The 18,154-nt window shown below is 54.2% G+C and carries 19 protein-coding genes; all 19 read left to right on the top strand.

Annotated elements, in window-relative coordinates:
• The first annotated feature begins 13 nt into the window (after nt 1-13).
• The 19 genes from DWZ54_RS10060 to DWZ54_RS09965 all read left to right on the top strand — a co-directional run bounded on the left by DWZ54_RS10060 (nt 14) and on the right by DWZ54_RS09965 (nt 18,154).
• Complete coding sequence (locus DWZ54_RS10060) at nt 14-529, top strand: cysteine hydrolase family protein (RefSeq protein ID WP_118476009.1); 516 nt, start codon at nt 14-16, stop codon at nt 527-529.
• Between the two features lie 32 nt (nt 530-561).
• Nucleotides 562-999 carry a hypothetical protein gene (locus tag DWZ54_RS10055; RefSeq protein WP_118476008.1) on the top strand — a complete coding sequence of 146 codons (438 nt, stop codon included), beginning with the start codon at nt 562-564 and terminating at the stop codon, nt 997-999.
• A 1,154-nt stretch (nt 1,000-2,153) separates the two neighbouring features.
• The gene (locus DWZ54_RS10045) at nt 2,154-2,912 is read left to right on the top strand and encodes an esterase family protein (RefSeq protein ID WP_118476005.1); all 759 of its coding nucleotides are present in this window, start codon (nt 2,154-2,156) and stop codon (nt 2,910-2,912) included.
• A gap of 117 nt (nt 2,913-3,029) precedes the next feature.
• A complete protein-coding gene (locus DWZ54_RS10040) occupies nt 3,030-4,220 on the top strand; it encodes an acetyl-CoA carboxylase biotin carboxylase subunit family protein (RefSeq protein WP_118476003.1) in 1,191 nt (396 codons plus the stop codon).
• A 291-nt stretch (nt 4,221-4,511) separates the two neighbouring features.
• A complete protein-coding gene (locus DWZ54_RS10035; protein ID WP_118476001.1) occupies nt 4,512-5,093 on the top strand; it encodes a hypothetical protein in 582 nt (193 codons plus the stop codon).
• A gap of 95 nt (nt 5,094-5,188) precedes the next feature.
• A complete protein-coding gene (locus DWZ54_RS10030) occupies nt 5,189-5,992 on the top strand; it encodes an energy-coupling factor transporter transmembrane component T (protein ID WP_118476000.1) in 804 nt (267 codons plus the stop codon).
• Nucleotides 5,980-6,840: an energy-coupling factor ABC transporter ATP-binding protein gene (locus DWZ54_RS10025; RefSeq protein WP_118475998.1), complete on the top strand. Its 861-nt coding sequence runs from the start codon at nt 5,980-5,982 to the stop codon at nt 6,838-6,840. The genes DWZ54_RS10030 and DWZ54_RS10025 overlap by 13 nt, the downstream gene beginning before the upstream one ends.
• The gene (locus DWZ54_RS10020) at nt 6,827-7,660 is read left to right on the top strand and encodes an energy-coupling factor ABC transporter ATP-binding protein (RefSeq protein ID WP_118475996.1); all 834 of its coding nucleotides are present in this window, start codon (nt 6,827-6,829) and stop codon (nt 7,658-7,660) included. Before DWZ54_RS10025 ends, DWZ54_RS10020 begins: the two co-directional genes overlap by 14 nt.
• Nucleotides 7,657-8,919, top strand: a complete 1,263-nt coding sequence (locus tag DWZ54_RS10015) for a M20 family metallopeptidase (RefSeq protein ID WP_118475994.1) — start codon at nt 7,657-7,659, stop codon at nt 8,917-8,919. The genes DWZ54_RS10020 and DWZ54_RS10015 overlap by 4 nt, the downstream gene beginning before the upstream one ends.
• A gap of 16 nt (nt 8,920-8,935) precedes the next feature.
• The gene (locus DWZ54_RS10010; protein WP_118015661.1) at nt 8,936-9,685 is read left to right on the top strand and encodes a glutamine amidotransferase; all 750 of its coding nucleotides are present in this window, start codon (nt 8,936-8,938) and stop codon (nt 9,683-9,685) included.
• A 16-nt stretch (nt 9,686-9,701) separates the two neighbouring features.
• Nucleotides 9,702-10,862 (top strand): M20 family metallopeptidase, encoded by a 1,161-nt coding sequence (locus tag DWZ54_RS10005; protein WP_233541681.1) that lies wholly within the window; start codon nt 9,702-9,704, stop codon nt 10,860-10,862.
• A 15-nt stretch (nt 10,863-10,877) separates the two neighbouring features.
• Nucleotides 10,878-11,918: a LacI family DNA-binding transcriptional regulator gene (locus DWZ54_RS10000; RefSeq protein WP_118475990.1), complete on the top strand. Its 1,041-nt coding sequence runs from the start codon at nt 10,878-10,880 to the stop codon at nt 11,916-11,918.
• Between the two features lie 553 nt (nt 11,919-12,471).
• Complete coding sequence (locus DWZ54_RS09995) at nt 12,472-13,173, top strand: hypothetical protein (protein WP_118475988.1); 702 nt, start codon at nt 12,472-12,474, stop codon at nt 13,171-13,173.
• Between the two features lie 116 nt (nt 13,174-13,289).
• Nucleotides 13,290-14,039: a phosphate ABC transporter ATP-binding protein PstB gene (gene pstB, locus DWZ54_RS09990; RefSeq protein ID WP_118475986.1), complete on the top strand. Its 750-nt coding sequence runs from the start codon at nt 13,290-13,292 to the stop codon at nt 14,037-14,039.
• A gap of 1 nt (nt 14,040) precedes the next feature.
• Nucleotides 14,041-14,397 carry a PhoU domain-containing protein gene (locus DWZ54_RS09985; RefSeq protein WP_118475985.1) on the top strand — a complete coding sequence of 119 codons (357 nt, stop codon included), beginning with the start codon at nt 14,041-14,043 and terminating at the stop codon, nt 14,395-14,397.
• A gap of 242 nt (nt 14,398-14,639) precedes the next feature.
• Complete coding sequence (locus tag DWZ54_RS09980; protein ID WP_118475983.1) at nt 14,640-15,512, top strand: glycosyltransferase family 2 protein; 873 nt, start codon at nt 14,640-14,642, stop codon at nt 15,510-15,512.
• Nucleotides 15,513-15,525: 13 nt separating this feature from the next.
• Nucleotides 15,526-16,479 (top strand): glycosyltransferase, encoded by a 954-nt coding sequence (locus DWZ54_RS09975; protein ID WP_158573648.1) that lies wholly within the window; start codon nt 15,526-15,528, stop codon nt 16,477-16,479.
• Between the two features lie 47 nt (nt 16,480-16,526).
• Nucleotides 16,527-17,366, top strand: coding sequence for a glycosyltransferase (locus DWZ54_RS09970; protein ID WP_118475979.1), 840 nt, complete (start codon nt 16,527-16,529; stop codon nt 17,364-17,366).
• 5 nt (nt 17,367-17,371) lie between these two features.
• Nucleotides 17,372-18,154: an ABC transporter permease gene (locus DWZ54_RS09965; RefSeq protein WP_118476034.1), complete on the top strand. Its 783-nt coding sequence runs from the start codon at nt 17,372-17,374 to the stop codon at nt 18,152-18,154.

Below are 18,154 nucleotides of genomic sequence, written 5' to 3'. Positions count from 1 at the left end.
AAGGACGATTGCCATGAAGAAATGTATCGTAGTCATCGATATGCAGAAGGATTTCATTGACGGCAGCCTCGGCACGCCGGAGGCACAGGCGCTCCTGCCGCGCCTCCTTGCGTATGTGCAGCAGGCAAAAGACGCCGGTGCGGCGCTCGTCTTCACGCTCGACACGCACGGCGCGGACTACCTCTCGACGCAGGAGGGCCGCAAACTGCCCGTTCCGCACTGCATCAAGCCCGAGGCGGGCTGGCAGCTCGCGGAGGAGCTTCAGCCGCTTGCCAAAGAGGCCGTGGCCGTCGTCGAGAAGCTGGCCTTTGGCTCGCTCGAGCTGCCGAAGCACCTTGCCGCTTACGACGAGATCGAGCTTGTGGGCCTCTGCACGGATATCTGCATCATCGCCAACGCCATGATCCTCAAGGCTGCCTTCCCCGAGAAGACGATTGCCGTCAAGGCCAGCTGCTGCGCCGGCGTGACGCCCGCGAGCCACGAGCGCGCCCTGGCCGCGATGCAGTCCTGCCAGGTCGACATCCGCTGAGTCTGCCGGCAGACGAGAAAGAAAGGAAGCATATGGACGAAAAACACGAAGCACATACATGCGGCTGCGGCTGCCACCATGGCCATGATCATGCACATGGCCACGTATCTCTGCCTGGCATGCAAACGCCCGCCGGGGACAGCCTCGACCCGCAGGACATCCGCTTCCGCCAGACCCTGCAGAAGATGCAGACCATGGCGAAATCGATGCAGGGCCTGCACGCGGAGATTGACGCGGCACTTGCAAAAGTCAGCCGGCAGAACGTCGGCTACATCCTGACGCAGAAAAAGAACGTCAAAAAACTCGAGCAGCTCTACGAAGCCTGCTTTTCGCAGCCGCTCGGCCACCCGCTCTACGAGACCATGCGCCAGGCTGAGCAGGAGTACCTCGTGAACATCAAGAGCATTCTGCACGAAGCCCAGCAATTAAAGCGTGAGCAGGCTACAGCCAAAACGACGACAGAAAAATAAATCAGGAAACAGGACAGCAGAACAAACTGCTGTCTTTTGTTTTTCAACGCGCAGCCTTCCCCGCGCATGGGCGTGAAGCGCGGGATGCCGGTGGCATCCCTGGAGAAGGGGGACCGCGAAGCGGTGGAAGAGGTCCATGGACGGCGAAGCAAAGCTGTCCCCGTACCCGGGGGCGCGAAGCGCGGGATGCCGGTGGCATCCCCGGGTGTGGCCCGCAGGGCCGAAAGGGGTCCATGGGCGAGGATCTGTGCATGACCGATGACGCTGCGGGATGCATTCCGGCTTCAGGGCGCAGCTAAATGTGAAAGACGGGTACGAGGGCGCAACGCTGCGCGAAGTCGGCTGGCTAAAGGGATTTTTTCCTTTTTAACGAAGCCTGACGAACGTGCGAAACGCGCGCTGCTTGGACGACGCTCGTTCGCCAGGAAGCTGGCAAGGGAAAAAATCCCTTCTTAACGCCAGGCGCCAACGCTCCGCTTCCGCTTATGCGCCCTCGTTCCCTCAGGTATTATCGCGGGCAGTCGCTGCGCGCCTCCAGGCGGAACACATCCCTCCGCTCGGTATTTCACAAACTGTGCATCGAAGCGCAGCCTTCCCCGCGCATGGGCGCGAAGCGCGGGATGCCGGTGGCATCCCTGGAGAAGGGGGGACCGCGAAGCGGTGGAAGAGGTCCATGGACGGACGGGCAAGAACAAAACTCAACTGCAAGTCCTCACAAGCGTCGTAGCCCCGCGCACGGAGAAGGTGCCCCGTAGGGGCGGAAGAGGTCCATGGACGAGATTTTGCACATATTTCGATTTATATGGAAATAACAAGCTTCTGCGAGCCGCTACCCCTTCAGTCAGCTGCGCTGACAGCTTCCCCAAAGGGGACGCCAAGCCTTCTCCGCGCACGGGGAAGGTGGCCCGGAGGGCCGGAAGAGGTCCTTGAGCGGACAGGCAAGAACAAAACTCAACTGCAAGTCCTCACAAGCGTCGTAGCCCGCGCATGGGCGCGAAGCGCGGGATGCCGGTGGCATCCCCGGAGAAGGTGGCCCGCAGGGCCGGAAGAGGTCCATGAGCTGACGGGCGGCACCTCTTTTTTGACAATTGCTGGTAAACTTGTTAAACTGTAAACCATACAGTCCCGCGAAACGAAAATGGAGCGTGATTTTTATGAAACGACAAGAGATATCCTGGCATAGTCCCAGGCTGGACCGCAATATGAATATCCGGATCTTCGGCCATACGGGAACGCCGTTTCTCATTTTGCCGACGCAGGATTCCATGTGCGACAACTTCGAGAACTTCGGCATGATCGATACGCTGCGCGAGCCCATCGAGCAGGGGAAAATCCAGCTGTTCTGCGTCGATACGGTCGATCAGGAAACGTGGTCGAACGTCTGGGGCGACAAGGGCTGGCGCGCCGCGCGGCAGGAGGCGTACTACAACTACCTCATCGAGGAGGTCCTGCCCTTCATCCGGCAGGAGAACGGCACGGGACGCCTGCCGGTCGCGGCGGGCTGCAGCCTCGGCGGCCTGCATGCGGCCATCGTCTTTTTCCGCCGCCCCGAGTGCTTCTCGGCCATGCTCTCGCTCTCGGGCGTTTACGATGCTAAATTCTTCTTTGACGGCTGGCTCGACAGCACGCTGTACCAGAACTCGCCGCTCGATTTCCTCGCGAATATGCCAAAGGACCATCCGTATATCCGGCAGTACAACGAGAAGCGCATCGTGCTCTGCGTCGGCCAGGGCCGCTGGGAAGAAGAAGGCCGCCGCACGACGGCGCTCATGCGCGATGTCTTCCAGCAGAAGGGCATCCATGCCTGGGTGGACTTCTGGGGCTACGATGTCGACCACGACTGGTGCTGGTGGAAGAAGCAGATCGTTTACTTCCTGCCGTATGTCCTCGGCGAGACGAATCAGCCGGGCTGAACGGACGCGATGGCTGGAGCCGGCAGCTCAGGCCGCTCGTAAAGGCGCGTAAAGGTTCGTAAAGGACAGAAAGACTAGAAAGAAAGCAAGAAAGGGTAAGAAAGGAACCGACACATCATGAATTTCGTTTTTATCTCCCCGCATTTTCCCAAGCATTACTGGCAGTTCTGCGACCGCCTGCACAAAAACGGCGTCAACGTGCTGGGCATCGGGGATTGTCCGTATGATGACCTGCAGGAGGAGCTCAAGGGCGCTTTGACGGAATACTACTATCTGCCGCATCTCGACGACTACGAGCAGATGCTGCGGGCCGTCGCCTTTTTTACCTTCAAATACGGCAAGATCGACTGGATCGAATCGAACAACGAGTTCTGGCTCGAGCAGGATGCCCGCCTGCGCACGGACTTCCACGTGACGACGGGGGAGCAGGCTGACAACATCCAGCGCATCAAGAACAAGTCGGCCATGAAGGCCTACTACGCCAAGGCAGGTGTGCCGACGGCCCGCCTGCACAAGGTCACGGACGAGCAGGCGGCGCGCGCCTTCATCGCCGAAGTCGGCTACCCCGTCATCGTCAAGCCGGATGTCGGCGTCGGCGCCTGCGATACGTACAAGCTCTCCTCGGATACCGACCTTACGGCCTTCTTCGCGAAACTCCCTGCCGTGCCTTACGTCATGGAAGAATTCATCACGGGCGACATCTGTTCCTACGATGCCATCGTCAACGCGGAGTCCGAGCCCCTGTTCGAATCGATGACGGTATGGCCGCCCTCGGTCATGGACATCGTGCTGCAGCAGCTCGACCTTTCGTACTACACGGCAGCTGAGATCCCCGAAGCCCTGCGCCGGGCGGGCCGCGCAACGGTCAAGGCGTTCGGTGTCAGGAGCCGCTTCGTGCACCTGGAGTTCTTCCGTCTGACGAAGGCGAAGCCGGGCCTTGGCGAGGTCGGGGACTTCGTCGGCCTCGAGGTCAATATGCGCCCGGCGGGTGGCTACACGCCGGACATGATGAATTACGCGCATTCGACCGATGTCTACCAGATCTGGGCCGACATGGTCACGACGAACCGCCGTATCCTGCCGGACAGCGGCAAACACTGCTGCTGCGTCTACGCCAGCCGCCGCGACTGCCATTCCTACGTGCACAGCCATGAAGAGATCATGGAGCGCTACGGGAAGGATATGGTCATGTGCGAGCGCATGCCCGAGATGATGGTGCCGCAGATGGGCAACCAGATGTACACGGTCAAGCTGCCCGACCAGGCCGCCACGGACGCGTTCATCGCGTTTGTCCAGCAGCAGAACTGAAAAAAGGAAGCCGAGACGCTTCGCAGCAGTCAGCATTTGTCTGGCCGCTGCGAGGCGTCTTTTCTTTGTCGAACATTTGTGCGAAGTACATCTCAGACGTACTTTTGTAGATTTGCCCATTCAAAGAATACAAAATACTTTCTGAAAATTTGTTTACAACCACATGGTTTTGTGGTACTTTAAACATAGATAAAACGTTTTATCAAAACAACTGAAGAGACTCGGGCTTCAACGTTGGAAGTAATCTTGATGAAACGCTTAATCAATTCGTTTGAGATGGGAGTGTTAAACATGAAGAACATGGGCAAGTTAACGGTCTTTTTGATTCCTGTTGGCATCGCGGTCAACATTGTCGGCGGCCAGATCGCCATCCTCTTGAAACTGCCGATCTGGCTCGACGCCATCGGCACGATCTTAATCGGTGCCATTTGCGGCGTCGTTCCAGGTCTTATTGTTGCAGCCATCACACAGATCATCAATGCGATTTCCCTGCCGACGGTCCTGCCGTACATGGTGGTTGGCTTCGCCATGGCCATCGTCTCGGCTTATTTCACGAAGAAGGGCTTTTTCCATTCGTTCAAGCGTGCCGTGCTGCTCGGCATCATCATCGCCGTCATCACGACCTGCATCTCGGTACCGATTGATGTCCTCGTCTTCGGCGGCTTCATCGGCACGGGCAACAGCATCGTCGCAGCCGGCCTCATGACGCTCGGCCTTTCGGTGCCGGTGGCCGTCACCATCAGTTCCTTTACATTCGGCCTTGTCGATAAGACGCTGAGCGTGCTCGTCAGCTACTTCATCATCAAGAGCATGCCGATGCACTTCCTCGCCAAGCTCCCGATGAGCGAGTACATCCTGCCGGACTGGAAATGAATCGCGGTAAACTGTCATAAAATATCATAAGACGACAGCTGTGATATGGATAAGGGGGAGGGTGTTCCCCTTTATCCATATTTGTTTGAAAGGAGATGAAGAGATTGGACTGGTCTTTTGCTCATGATTACTTAAAGCCGCGCCTCAAGGGCAATTTTGTCCTTGACCTGAACCCGATGAGCAAGGCGAATATCCTGATTGCGATTACGTTATCCGCGTTCGTGGTATTTGATGTGGCGTATGCCTTTGCCCTCACGGCACTGATCCTCGTCTTTGCCGCACTGGCAGGCAAATTCAAATCCTTCATGAAGGTGTATTGGAAAATCGTCGTGTTCTTCGCTTCGCTGCTGTTCCTTGTGCGTGCGGCATTCACGAATGGCTCGACCGTCCTCTTTCAGATGGGCGGCATCCACGTCACGCCGGAGGGCATCCATCTCGGACTGATCTCGGCTGCCCTCGTCATGGAGTTCAGCGGCGCGTTCATCCTGTTCATGGAGACGACCGAGATGGATGAACTCGTCTACATGCTCGAGAAGAGGGGCATGTCGCACACGTTCTCCTACATCATTTTGTCGGCGTTCCAGACCATCAAGGACCTCAGCAAGTCCTCACAGACCATCATGGATTCGCAGCGCTGCCGCGGCATCGAGACGGAGGGCAGCATGCTGAACCGGGCCAAGGCGTTCGTGCCGGTGCTCGGGCCGCTCGTGCTCGGCGCCATCTCGAACGCCGAGGAAAAGAGCATCGCGATGGATGCGCGCGCGTTCTCGGCGCCGAGCAGGCATACGAGCCTGCTGCTCCTGCGAGAGGTGCCGGCATCGGAGCACCTTCTTGTCTGGTTCTTTGACCTGGTGCTGATTTTGACCATAATCGGGAGGATTTACGTATGGATCGCATAGAACTCAAGCATGTGACATTCTCGTATACCCTGGCCGAGAACAAGGCGCTCGATGACGTTTCCTTCACGTTCGAGAAAGGCCGGTTCTACGGCGTCATCGGCGAGAATGGCGGCGGCAAGACGACGCTCTGCAATCTCCTGCGCGGCCTCATCCCGAATTTCTTCAAGGGAGAGCTATCGGGGCAGGTGCTCTACGACGGCACGGATATGAAAGACCTCGATGTCGATGCCCTGTCCGTCGATATCGGCTACGTCTTCCAGAATCCGTTCACGCAGATCAGCGGCGTCAAGAAAACCGTATTTGAAGAAGTCGCGCTCGGCCTCGAGAATCTCGGCGTGCCGCCCGAGGAGATCGTGAAGCGCGTCATCGACGTGCTGAAGCTCCTCGAGATCGAGCATCTCGCGCTGAACAATCCGACGGAGCTCTCAGGCGGCCAGCGGCAGCGCGTGGCCTTTGCCTCGATCATCGTCATGGACCCCGATATCCTCGTCATCGATGAGCCGACCTCACAGCTCGACCCGGAAGGCTCCCGCCGCATCTTCGACATCATCGAGACGCTCAAGAAGCGCAACAAGACCATCGTTCTCGTCGAGCACAAGATCAACATGATCGCCATGTACTGCGATGAGGTGCTGGTCATGAAGGACGGGAAGCTCGTGCGCAGCGGCAGCGCCCAGGAGGTACTCTCCGATGTCTCGCTGCCCTCGCTCGGTGTCAGACTGCCGGAGGCCGCGCAGCTTGCCTATGACCTCGCCGACAAGGGCATGCCGCTTCAAGGCATCCCCATTACGGACGCGGCCTGCTGCCGGATGATACAGGAAAGGTGGGGTATCCATGGAGGGAATTGAATTTCAGGACGTGTCCTTTCACTATCCGAACGGCTTCCTCGCCAACGAAGGCCTGAACCTTAAGGTCCGTCCGGGCGAGCGCGTGGCCATCATCGGCCAGAACGGCGCGGGCAAATCGACGGCGGCCAAGATGATGAACGGCCTCTACAAGCCCACGCAGGGCAATGTCCTCGTCAACGGCATCAATACGAAAGACAAGACGACGGCCCAGATTGCGCGCATGGTCGGCTACGTCTTCCAGAACCCCGATGAACAGATCTTCAACAGCACGGTCATCAAGGAGATCGAATACATGCCGCGCTACTTCCACCTGCCCGAGGAAGAGATCAAGGCGCGCACGGAAGAGGTGCTGTCCCTGACGGGACTGGAGCACTGCCGGGACATGAATCCGTTCGATATCTCGTATTCCACGCGCAAGTTCGTGACCATCGCGGCGGTGCTGGCGACAAAGCCCCTGTACACAATCTGGGATGAGCCGACGGCCGGTCAGGACTGCAAACATACGGCCATCCTGCGCAAGATCCTCGACTACCTGCAGGAGCGGGGCGTCGGTGTCGTCGTCATCACGCACGACATGGATTTCGTCGTCAACACGTTTGACCGCATCGTCGTCATGGCCAACAAGCACATCATTGCCGACGGGACGCCCAAAGAGATCTTCAGCCGCGAGGAAATCATCCGGGAGTCCTGCATCAGCCGCCCGCAGGTCGGCAATATCGCCCATGAGGCGGGCATTGAGCAAACCATCCTGTTCCGTCAGGAACTCGTTGCGTATCTGAGCGATTGGGAGTCAAAGCGAAAGGAGAGACAGCAATCATGACAGATCTCATGAAATCCATTGAAGCCCATCGGGACGATTATGTCGAGCATCTCGTCAAACTGGTCCAGTGCGATACCCATGACATCGACCACGGCATCGGCGGCGGTCTCGAGAAGAACGGCCAGGAATACCTCCGGACCGTCTTCGAGGAGCTCGGCGCTTCCCGTATAAAGGAGGACCCGCTGACGGAAGCCGTCATCACGGCCTGCCGGGAAAAGTACCACGAGGGCAATCCCGGACACGATTACAAGGACCGCTACAATCTCTATGCCTCGTTTCCGGGAACGGGCGAGAAGAGCATCCTGTTCGACGGCCATGTCGACAGCATGCCGGCCGGCAATCACGACAACTGGCTGCATGATCCCTACGGCGGCGTCATCGAGGCGGGCAAGCTCTACGGTGTCGGCGCCTGCGACATGAAGGCGGGGCTCATGGCCTCCATCATGGCCGTCAAGGCGCTGCAGGATGCGGGCATCGAGCTTCCCGGCACGGTGAAGATCGCGTCGGTCTGCGACGAGGAAGGCGGCGGCAACGGTTCGCTCGTGGCCGCCATGCACGGTGAGAAGGCCGATGCCGTCGTCGTCTGCGAGCCGACGGATTACGAGCTCATCGCGGCGCATATGGGCTGGGTGTTCTTCAAGGTGGAGACGGAGGGCATTGCCGTGCATTCCGGCCTCAAGCTCAAGGGCGTCAATGCCATCGACAAGATCATCAAGATCATCCATGCGCTTGAAGAGATGGAACACCGCTGGCTGCTGACGTACAAGCATCCGCTGCTGCCGCCGCCATCCGGCAATGTCGGCGTGATCACGGGCGGCGATGCCGGCTCGACGGTGCCGGATTACTGCAGCATCCAGCTCTGCGTCCACTACCAGCCGGGCATGACGTATGACCAGGTGGTCAGGGAGTTTACGGACGCCGTCATGCTCTGTGCCGATGGCGATGCCTGGCTCCGCGAGCACCGCCCGAAGGTCAGCGTCTACCAGACGGGCAATCCGTTTGAGATGGACCTTGCACATCCGTTCGTCAAGGTCTTCCGCGATTCGTTCCGCGAGGCCATCGGGCGCGAGGTGCCGATCGTGGGCTCGCCGGCAGGCTGCGATTCCCGCACCTGGCGCAACATCGCGCTCTGTCCGACGCTGCAGTACGGCCCGGGCCGCCTCGCACAGTGCCATGCCGTCAATGAATATGTCGAAATCCAGCAATATATCGATGCCATCAAGATTTACGCATCGCTTATCCTGAACTGGTGCAAATAAACAAGGAGGGGTTTTTATGCAGAAGAAAAAGATTTTAGTCGGCGGTGAATCCTGGACGAGTTTCACGACGCATGTCAAAGGGTTCGATACGTTTACGACGAGTGTCTATGAAGAAGGCATTGAGTTCTTGGCGCGTGCCATCGACCATGCCGGCTATGAGCTTGTCTATCTGCCGGGCCAGCATGTGGCGGAGCGGTTCCCCTGGACGCCGGAGGAACTGTCGGAGTACGCCTGTGTCGTGCTTTCTGATATCGGCTCGAATACGCTCCTCCTGGCCGATGAAACCTTCAAGGAAGGACGCAAGATGCCGAACCGCTGCCAGTCTATCGCGACGTATGTCAAAAATGGCGGTGCCTTCCTGATGGTCGGCGGCTATCTTTCCTTCTCCGGCATCGACTGCAAGGCACGTTACGGCAAGACGGCCATCCAGGACATCCTGCCTGTCATCTGCCTGCCGGACGACGACCGCGAGGAGCATCCGGAGGGCGTGACGCCAACCGTCGAGCATGCGCATCCCGCACTTGCCGCAGTGCCTCATGAGTGGCCGCATTTCCTCGGCTACAACAAGACGCTGCCGCGCGAGGGCTGTGATGTGCCGGTGACGATTGCAGGGGACCCGCTCGTGGCCTTCGGCTCATTCGGCAAAGGGCGTTCGGCAGCCTTCACGTCTGACTGCGCGCCGCACTGGGGCCCGAAGGAATTCCTCGATTGGCAGGGCTACGATCTGCTCTGGAAGGGCATCTTTGACTATCTGACACAGAAATAAGAAGGTGGACACGGTCATGAGTACAATGAGGCAGGAGGAAGAAGCGCTCGCGCTCCTGAAACGTCTGGTGGAGACGGATACGCAGAATCCGCCGGGCCGGGAAAGCCGTCTGGCCGATTTCCTGACAGAGTTCCTCCAAGGGACGCATGCCACGCTGCAGCGGATTCCCTGCCGCGAGACGGGGCGTGACAGCCTGGTGGCGCGCCTGCGGGGCACGGGAGAAAAGCAGCCGCTGATCCTCTGTGGTCACATGGATACCGTGCCTTCCAGTGATGAAACGGCCTGGAGCGTGCCGCCAATCGCGCTCACCATCCGGGATGGCAGGGCGTATGGCCGTGGCACGAGTGATATGAAGAGCGGCCTCGCGGCCATCGCGTACGCCTTTCGCCAGGCAGCACGCCGGGACGAGCTGCCGCAGGGTGACATTTACCTAGCGGCGACGGCCGACGAAGAATCCGGCGGCCTCGGCGCGACGGCCATGAGCCCGCATCTTCCACTGGGTACGGGTGTCGTCTGCATCGCCGAGCCGACGGATAATGCCATCGGCATCTCGGCCAAAGGCACGCTGTGGCTCAAGGCCCGCATCCAGGGCCGCACGGCCCACGGCGCCTACCCGGAGCGCGGCATCAATGCCATCGATATGGCGTATGAGCTGCATTATGGGCTCGCGGCCTTCTGCGCGCGGCATGAAGATCCCCTGCTCGGGCCTGCCACCTGCACCCTCACGGGCATCCGGGGCGGCGTCAAAGCCAATATGGTCGCCGATACCTGTACGCTCACGATGGATATCCGCACGACGCCGGACTTGCCGAACAAGGCGGTGCTCGCGGAAGCGAAGCGCCTTGCGGGAGAGCTCGGCAAGGCGCATCCTGGCCTGCAGCTGGCCTTCTCGGTCCAGAATGACCGCGCGGCCGTACAGGTGGCGCCGGATGCTCCTGAAGTCAGGCTTCTCGCGCGTACGATTGCAGAGGAGACGGGGAAGGAGCCCGTTTACAAGGGCATCAAATTCTTCTCCGATGCTTCGATCTTCGTGCGGACGAATCCTTTGGTGCCGTGCATCCAGTTCGGCCCCGGACGCGAGGATCATGCGCATATCGTCGATGAATATGTGGAGCTCTCGTCGTATTTTTCCTCGATCTTGTGCTATAATAAGCTGTTAGCAAATTATTTTGGATGATGAGGAATCGAGCCTATGCCTACTACTCTGAAAGATATTGCCAAAGCCACGGGGCTGTCGACGACGACGGTCTCCTTGGTCCTCAATGGGAAGCCGCATCGCATCTCGCAGGAGAAATGCCGGCTCATCAAGGAGACGGCAAAGAAAATGGATTACCATCCCAATCGTCTGGCAGTGGGCTTGATCAAACATGAGACGAAAACCGTGGGGCTCATCCTGCCCGACATCACGAATGTCTTCTTTTCGGAGGTGGCAAAGGGCCTGGAAGATGTCCTGCGGGAACATGGCTACCAGCTGCTCTTGTGCAATTCCAACGATCGTCACGCGCAGGAAATCTCGGCCATCCACATGATGAACAATCAGATGGTGGACGGGCTCATCATCGTCATGTCCTCCGAGACGGTGGGGGAGAAGGAAAAGCAGACCTTCGCGGCGCTGAAGCGCATGAAGCGCCCTGTGGTGCTCATCGACTGCTTCAATGAGAGCGGCGGCTTCAGCACCATTTCCCTTGACAACTTCAAGGCCTCGTACATCGCGGTGGAGTATCTTGTGTCGCTCGGGCACCGGCGCATCGCCTGCATCTGCGGCCCCCTGGGGCTCAAGACGAATGACGACCGCCTGCGCGGCTACACGGCGGCGCTGGCGGACAGCGGGATCCCGTTTGAGAAGGCCCTGATCTGTCAGGGGGATTTCCGCTATCAAAGCGGCTACGACGCCATTCCCGTGCTGCTGCCGAAAAAGCCCACGGCTGTTCTCTGCCTCAACGATATGATGGCCTACGGCGCGATGAATGCACTCAACAATCAGGGCATCCGCGTGCCGGAGGACGTGTCCGTCATGGGCTTCGACGACATCTTTTTCTCGCAGATCACGAGCGTGCCGCTGACGGTGATCCGCCAGCCCGCCCCCGAGATGGGGCAGAAGGCCGGCCAGGTCCTGCTGGCCGAGTTGTCGGCCCATGCCGAGCCGCAGCAGATCGTCTTTGAACCGGTCATCCGCGTGCGCAAGAGCACGAAAGCCGTCAATAACGGGAACGGGCCCCTGGGTACTTGCTGATCTTGCCGGTATAGAAATCATCCCGTCCGTGCCGAGCCGTTTTCCGGCTGTGAAACGTCACGATGAAAAGTCCTGCCTCACTGGCAGGGCTTTTTCGTTTGCCTTGTTTTGCTGCGGGTGGAGCGCGCGGTTGTCTAGTCAGCGACGAAAACGATGCTGGGCAGTATTTTGTTTCGTTCTGTTTTATGATAGAATAAATTTGTTACCCATCCCCACTCTGGTAACAGGTGGGAGGTGATACATTTGTTGGCTTCTTCTTTTTGGCAAGCAGTCGCGGTGAATGTAGTGGCCTACTACATCGTCAAAGGGCTAGATTTTTTGCTTGCTTTCTTTTTTATGGGTAACTAGCCTCGGTCTGATGTCGCCGTAATGACAGAAGAAACGCCCCAGAGGGCCTAACTCCGGGGCGTTTCGTTTGCGTGTGATACACGCGTTGACTTCTTCTTAGCCTATGATTATTATACTACGGGCTATCCAAGAAAACAAGACGTTTACATTTTATATGTATTTTTGTGTACTTCTGCGGTGATTCAGCTCGAAAGGAGATAAGAATATGGAAGCGAAACAAGAACAGCCGGCGGTGATGGTGCGCGTCCGGCAGCTTCAGGCGGCGATGGAGCGGTACCGGCAGGGGCTTTCGGAAGTCACCGGGGACATCGAGTCGCTTCATGCGCAGCTTGAAAAGCTGCATGAGACCCTGCAGGCAGAAGACGCCGCCAGGGTGCTCGCGCGCTATGACGAGCAGCTCGAGGCCCTGCAGGAGGAGGCGGGAAAGGCCGCGCGCCATCTGCAGGAACTCGATGACAGCCGGGCGGAAGAAGCGGGGCAGTTCCAGCACGTCTCGGAATTTGCGGCGGCTGTGCAGAACTTCACGGCCAGCATGGAGGACTTCAACCAGCGGGCCGACGCCCTGAGCCAGAAGCTTTACCACAAGGACTTCAACAATGCCGTCAAGGCGCAGCAGACGCTTGCCGCCGATGCCAGGCGGGAAAAGGACCGCGAGCTTCGCCATGTCACGGACCATGACTTCGATATCCTGAAGGAACAGTATCAGGCGTCGCTTGCAAATTGTGCGCAGCAGGAGCTCGTGCGCGCGTATCTGCAGGCCGCCGGCCGCCTCCTGCTCGGGGCCAGGCTCCGCCATGCGGAACGCGAGGCCCTGCACGGCCTCATGCTCAAGCTGCAGCACAGCGACAGCAAGGCCCTGCAGGCGTTCCTCGATGACGTGCTGCAACGGTGCGGCAAGACGATTTAACATAGAATTTACATCCCAGCAACAAACGGAATTCCTCCTTACGCTACAATGAAGATGTTGAAACGGCATTCCGGCATATACAGCCGGAATAATTTCGGTTCGAGGAGGAACTTTCTATGAAGATGAAGGCAGAGAACCTCAACCTGTTCTACGGGGATCATCAGGCGCTGTTTGATGTGACCCTTGAGGTTCCAGAAAATAAAGTTGTCGCACTTATCGGCCCTTCCGGCTGCGGCAAGTCGACCTTTCTGCGGACGTTGAACCGCATGAACGATCTCATCGATGGCGTGCGCATCGATGGCAAGATCACGCTCGATGATGAAGACATTTACCGCGAAGGCGTCGATCTCGTCAACCTGCGCAAGCGCGTGGGCATGGTTTTCCAGCGCCCGAACCCGTTCCCGATGTCCATCTACGACAACGTCGCATATGGCTGCCGCGTGCACGGCCTCACGGACAAGAAGCGTCTCGATGAGATCGTCGAGAAGAGCCTGCGCGGCGCCGCACTCTGGGAGGAGGTCAAGGACCGCCTCAACGCGTCGGCCATGGGCATGTCCGGCGGCCAGCAGCAGCGTCTCTGCATCGCGCGCGTCATGGCCGTCGAGCCGGAGGTCGTGCTGATGGACGAGCCGTGCTCGGCCCTCGACCCGATTTCCACGATGAAGATCGAGGAGCTCGTGCAGGAAATCAAGAAGGAATATACGATCGTCATGGTCACGCACAACATGCAGCAGGCAGCCCGTGTCTCCGATTACACGGCCTTCTTCCTCAACGGCAAGCTCATCGAGCATGACACGACGGACACCATCTTCACGAAACCCCATGACAAGAAAACGGAAGACTACATTACAGGGAGGTTCGGCTGATATGGAACGGCAGACGAGACAGGAATACATTCATGACCTGGAGGTCGTACAGGATCTGGTGGCCTCGATGGGCGACAAAGCCCTGCTGGCCGTGGAGCGCGCCATGAAGGCACTCCTCGAGAACGATACGGCCCTTGCGCATAAGGTCATGCACGATGATGATGATATTGACGACATGATCGTCAAGGTGGAGGATCAGTGCATCCTCCTGATCGCGAAGCAGCAGCCAATCGCCCACGACCTGCGCGTCATCGCGACAGGCTTCAAGATTTCAACGGACATCGAGCGCATCGGCGACCACGCCGTCAACATCGCCGAGTGGGTCATCTATCTCGAAACGGCGGAACGCATTCACTAGAAGAAGAACCGCCTTATCTGATTGCAGATCCTGTCTGGAAGACAGCAAAGCCACTTTGGAAAATCTTCGGATTTCCCAAGGTGGCTTTTTTGTGTACAAAAAATTAGGGCCCTTCCCACAGGCGTTCGAAAAAACATGTTAGTGTCTTGTAGGGGGGGGCATTTGTGCTATGATTTTATTGTATGTTACTTATCAGGTGAATGTAAACTGCAAATTGAAAGGGTATATTAAGGCTCGACAATATGTTAGAAGGAAAAACGATTCGTATTATTATTCCGACATACAATGGAGGATCTCATTTTGCACAATTAACAAAAAGCCTTGTTGCGCAAGCTGGTGTTATGCCTGAGGATGTGTTAATCATTGATTCTGGTTCTACAGACGCTACGTTGCAGCAAGCCGAAAATGCCGGCTTTCGAATTCATCACATTGACAAGCATGACTTCGGACATGGAAAAACACGCCATTGGGCTGTAGAGAATGAGCAAGCAGATTATATCATTTTTATGACACAGGATGCGATATTAGCAGATACTGATGCAATTATGAAGTTATGTCAACCACTCAAGGATAATTCGCGGATAGGCCTTTCCTATGGACGACAACTCCCCTATACGACAGTGAAGGATTTAGAGGACTGTGGCAGGTTATTCAATTATCCGGCAAAAAGCTGTATGAAAAGCAAAGATGATATTTCCAGATTTGGCATCAAGACAATTTTTTGTTCGGATTCTTTTGCCGTTTATAATCGTCAAAATCTGTTATCAGTAGGAAATTTCCTGGATGTTGAGTTCGGGGAGGATACACTGGCTGCAGATGCTTTTATAGAAAATGGCTATTATATATATTACAACGCCGAAGCCCGCGTACATCATTCGCATTCATTTTCGTTATATGAAGAGTTCTCCCGTGGCGTGAGAATTGGCATGCTGCATAGAGAGCATGCTGAGGTATTCAGTAAATACAAAGGTGTAAACAGTGAAGGTATTAAATTCGTAAAGTTTGTAGTGCAGACATTGTATTCAAATGGACGCAAGATGGCGATTCCTTTAGTCGCTGTACACATCCTCCTGAAATTTATCGGGTATCATGCAGGGAAACGTGGTTGGATTTAATGGAGGCATCTTCGTGTCTGATACTAGATTGATCACGGTTGTCATGGCATTATATAACCCAAACATCAATTGGCTGGAAGAAGAGCTGGCTTCGATACAAAAGCAGACCTTCCAAAACTTTCAGGTGTATATTTGGAACGATAACCCGCAGGACTCACGCCCTTATGAGGATTTATTCCGTAAATATCTAAAAGATATACCCTTTCGATATTTTTCTGGCAAGAAGAATTTAGGATCGAATAAAGTTTTTGAGAAACTGACGGCCTTGACAGATACATCGTATATTGCCTTTTGTGACCAGGATGATGTTTGGCTGCCTAATAAATTAGAAGTCTTGATTGGCTTGCTGCAAAAAAAAGATGTTACTTTGGCTTGCAGCGATATGTACGTTATAGATGAAAACTCATTCGTCGTAGCGGACAGTATCACACAAATCCGCCCTAGACAAGTTATCTATAGAGGGGAGGATATCATGCCTCATTTATTAGCAAAAAATTTTATTACTGGGTGTACTGTTATGATGCGGACTGATATTGCCCAAATGGCACTCCCGTTTCCAAAGGTTTTTTTCCATGACTGGTGGTTATCTTTGATTGCCGGTTTATCTGGAACAATAGAAGTATCGTTGCAGCCACTTATGAAATATAGGATTTCTACAGAGAATCAATCAAAGCCGTTTGCAAATGTAAGCTGTAAGCAAGATTACGTTTCTCAATATATAAAATCCTATCAAACCCTTCTAAATCGCTTGCAGAATATCTTTCTTCGAGATAACCGGTTATCTTTATATAACAGGTGGGCTGATGTCCGTATGCGCTATTTTCAATCTCCTAATATACAAGATGCCGTATTTCTCTGGAAAATAAGATATCTGTCTAAATATACGACGTTATTTGAATTGGTTCTTCCATATCTTCCCGATAAGATTTTTTCCTTCTTAGTAAAAAAGATAAAGGCAGGAAGGTAAGGAATTATATAATTTATCGCTCCAGGACCGTAAAGAAGTGAAATGAAATGGATATCGCAGGTGTCGTAATCCTTTATCATCCAGACCAGGATGTAATTCATAATATTATAACCTATTTACATGATATCAGCAGATTGTATGTATTAGACAACAGTGAAAAGGAAAATGACTGGTTATCAAAGTGCTTTGCTTCGCATTCAGAAGTCAAGTATGTTCCTTTTGGTGAGAATAAAGGAATTGCTTACGCATTGAATTATGCTTTAAAGAAAGCTCAGCTTGATGGATATTCTTTCCTTTTAACCATGGACCAGGATAGTTCATTTCCTGGGGAAAACATAAAAGATTATTTCAAGAAAATAGAAGAGAGTGAGAAGATATCTAACAATATTGTCTCCTATGCTTTGAATTATGGACCTTTGATAAAAGAAAAGGTTGAGAATCAAATCATAACATACTATATAACATCCGGATCCGTATTGAATGTTTCACGGGCGATGGAGCTTGGTGGCTTTGATGAAAATCTTTTTATCGATCAGGTTGATAGCGAATTTGCCTATCGCGCAAGACAGAACGGCCTTGCTATTAAAACATTTTTTGAGATTAAATTGAAACATCAGCTTGGAAATACGAAACCCTATCAGATAGGTCCGTATAAATTTTCTGTTTTAAATCATGGAGCGTTAAGAAAGTATTACATCTTTCGAAACCTGATTTATGTCAGTAGGAAATATCCTTTTTTGAGAAAAGCGTATTATAAATATATTATGAAAGAATTGATTAAAATCGTTCTGTTTGAAAAAGATAGGGGAAAGAAATTCAAATACATTTATTTTGCGCTTTTGGATGCACATAAGAGAAAGTATGGCAAGTTTTCTCGAATTGGATGAGGTGTATGATGAACTTTATAGTAAAGAGCAGCCTGTACCGTTATAAATGGCTGCTGGAAGAATTAGTAATACGAGATTTAAAAATAAAATATCGCAGATCGGTATTAGGATATTTATGGAGTGTCTTAAATCCATTGTTGATGATGCTGGTTTTGACAATTGTCTTTTCAACGGTTTTTCGCTTTGATATACCAAATTATCCAGTATACCTCTTGACCGGTCAGCTGCTTTTTAATTTTTACAGCGAATCTACTACGATGGCTATGGACTCCATACTGAATGGTGCCTCACTCATAAAGAAAGTGTATCTTCCTAAATATATTTTCCCCCTCTCCCGTGTACTTTCGACCTTCACGACAATGATCTTTTCATTGATAGCACTCTTCCTGGTTATGCTGATTACGAGCACGGAATGGCATATCACCTTGATATTATTGCCACTGGTCTTCGTTCATATCCTTGTTTTCTCATTGGGCATCAGTCTCATTCTATCGGTATCTGTCGTTTATTTTCGTGACATCAAGCATTTATACGGCGTCTTCTTATCTGCATTGAATTTTTTAACATCGATATTTTATCCGACCTCGATTTTACCAGAATGGGTTAAGCCCTGGATGATATTTAATCCACTGTATGATTATATCGAATTGTTTCGGGATATATTACTGTATGGAAAGTGGCCGACTGTCGAAGAAAATTTGCTGTGTGTATTTTTCTCGTTAGGCTTCCTGTTGCTTGGAATATGGGTATTCAAGAAACATCAAAAGAATTTCATTCTTTATATTTAA

Origin of the sequence: Mitsuokella sp. AF33-22, assembly GCF_003475755.1 — a bacterium.
Classification (GTDB): Bacteria; Bacillota; Negativicutes; order Selenomonadales; family Selenomonadaceae; genus Mitsuokella.
The sequence above is the reverse complement of the archived record's forward strand: the minus strand, read 5'-3'. Positions and strand labels throughout refer to the sequence as shown.

Coding starts and splice junctions, on each gene's coding strand:
- DWZ54_RS10060 (WP_118476009.1), top strand. CDS start 14: ATGAAGAAATGTATCGTAGTCATCGATATGCAGAAGGATTTCATTGAC.
- DWZ54_RS10055 (WP_118476008.1), top strand. CDS start 562: ATGGACGAAAAACACGAAGCACATACATGCGGCTGCGGCTGCCACCAT.
- DWZ54_RS10045 (WP_118476005.1), top strand. CDS start 2,154: ATGAAACGACAAGAGATATCCTGGCATAGTCCCAGGCTGGACCGCAAT.
- DWZ54_RS10040 (WP_118476003.1), top strand. CDS start 3,030: ATGAATTTCGTTTTTATCTCCCCGCATTTTCCCAAGCATTACTGGCAG.
- DWZ54_RS10035 (WP_118476001.1), top strand. CDS start 4,512: ATGAAGAACATGGGCAAGTTAACGGTCTTTTTGATTCCTGTTGGCATC.
- DWZ54_RS10030 (WP_118476000.1), top strand. CDS start 5,189: ATGAAGAGATTGGACTGGTCTTTTGCTCATGATTACTTAAAGCCGCGC.
- DWZ54_RS10025 (WP_118475998.1), top strand. CDS start 5,980: ATGGATCGCATAGAACTCAAGCATGTGACATTCTCGTATACCCTGGCC.
- DWZ54_RS10020 (WP_118475996.1), top strand. CDS start 6,827: ATGGAGGGAATTGAATTTCAGGACGTGTCCTTTCACTATCCGAACGGC.
- DWZ54_RS10015 (WP_118475994.1), top strand. CDS start 7,657: ATGACAGATCTCATGAAATCCATTGAAGCCCATCGGGACGATTATGTC.
- DWZ54_RS10010 (WP_118015661.1), top strand. CDS start 8,936: ATGCAGAAGAAAAAGATTTTAGTCGGCGGTGAATCCTGGACGAGTTTC.
- DWZ54_RS10005 (WP_233541681.1), top strand. CDS start 9,702: ATGAGTACAATGAGGCAGGAGGAAGAAGCGCTCGCGCTCCTGAAACGT.
- DWZ54_RS10000 (WP_118475990.1), top strand. CDS start 10,878: ATGCCTACTACTCTGAAAGATATTGCCAAAGCCACGGGGCTGTCGACG.
- DWZ54_RS09995 (WP_118475988.1), top strand. CDS start 12,472: ATGGAAGCGAAACAAGAACAGCCGGCGGTGATGGTGCGCGTCCGGCAG.
- pstB (WP_118475986.1), top strand. CDS start 13,290: ATGAAGATGAAGGCAGAGAACCTCAACCTGTTCTACGGGGATCATCAG.
- DWZ54_RS09985 (WP_118475985.1), top strand. CDS start 14,041: ATGGAACGGCAGACGAGACAGGAATACATTCATGACCTGGAGGTCGTA.
- DWZ54_RS09980 (WP_118475983.1), top strand. CDS start 14,640: ATGTTAGAAGGAAAAACGATTCGTATTATTATTCCGACATACAATGGA.
- DWZ54_RS09970 (WP_118475979.1), top strand. CDS start 16,527: ATGGATATCGCAGGTGTCGTAATCCTTTATCATCCAGACCAGGATGTA.
- DWZ54_RS09965 (WP_118476034.1), top strand. CDS start 17,372: ATGATGAACTTTATAGTAAAGAGCAGCCTGTACCGTTATAAATGGCTG.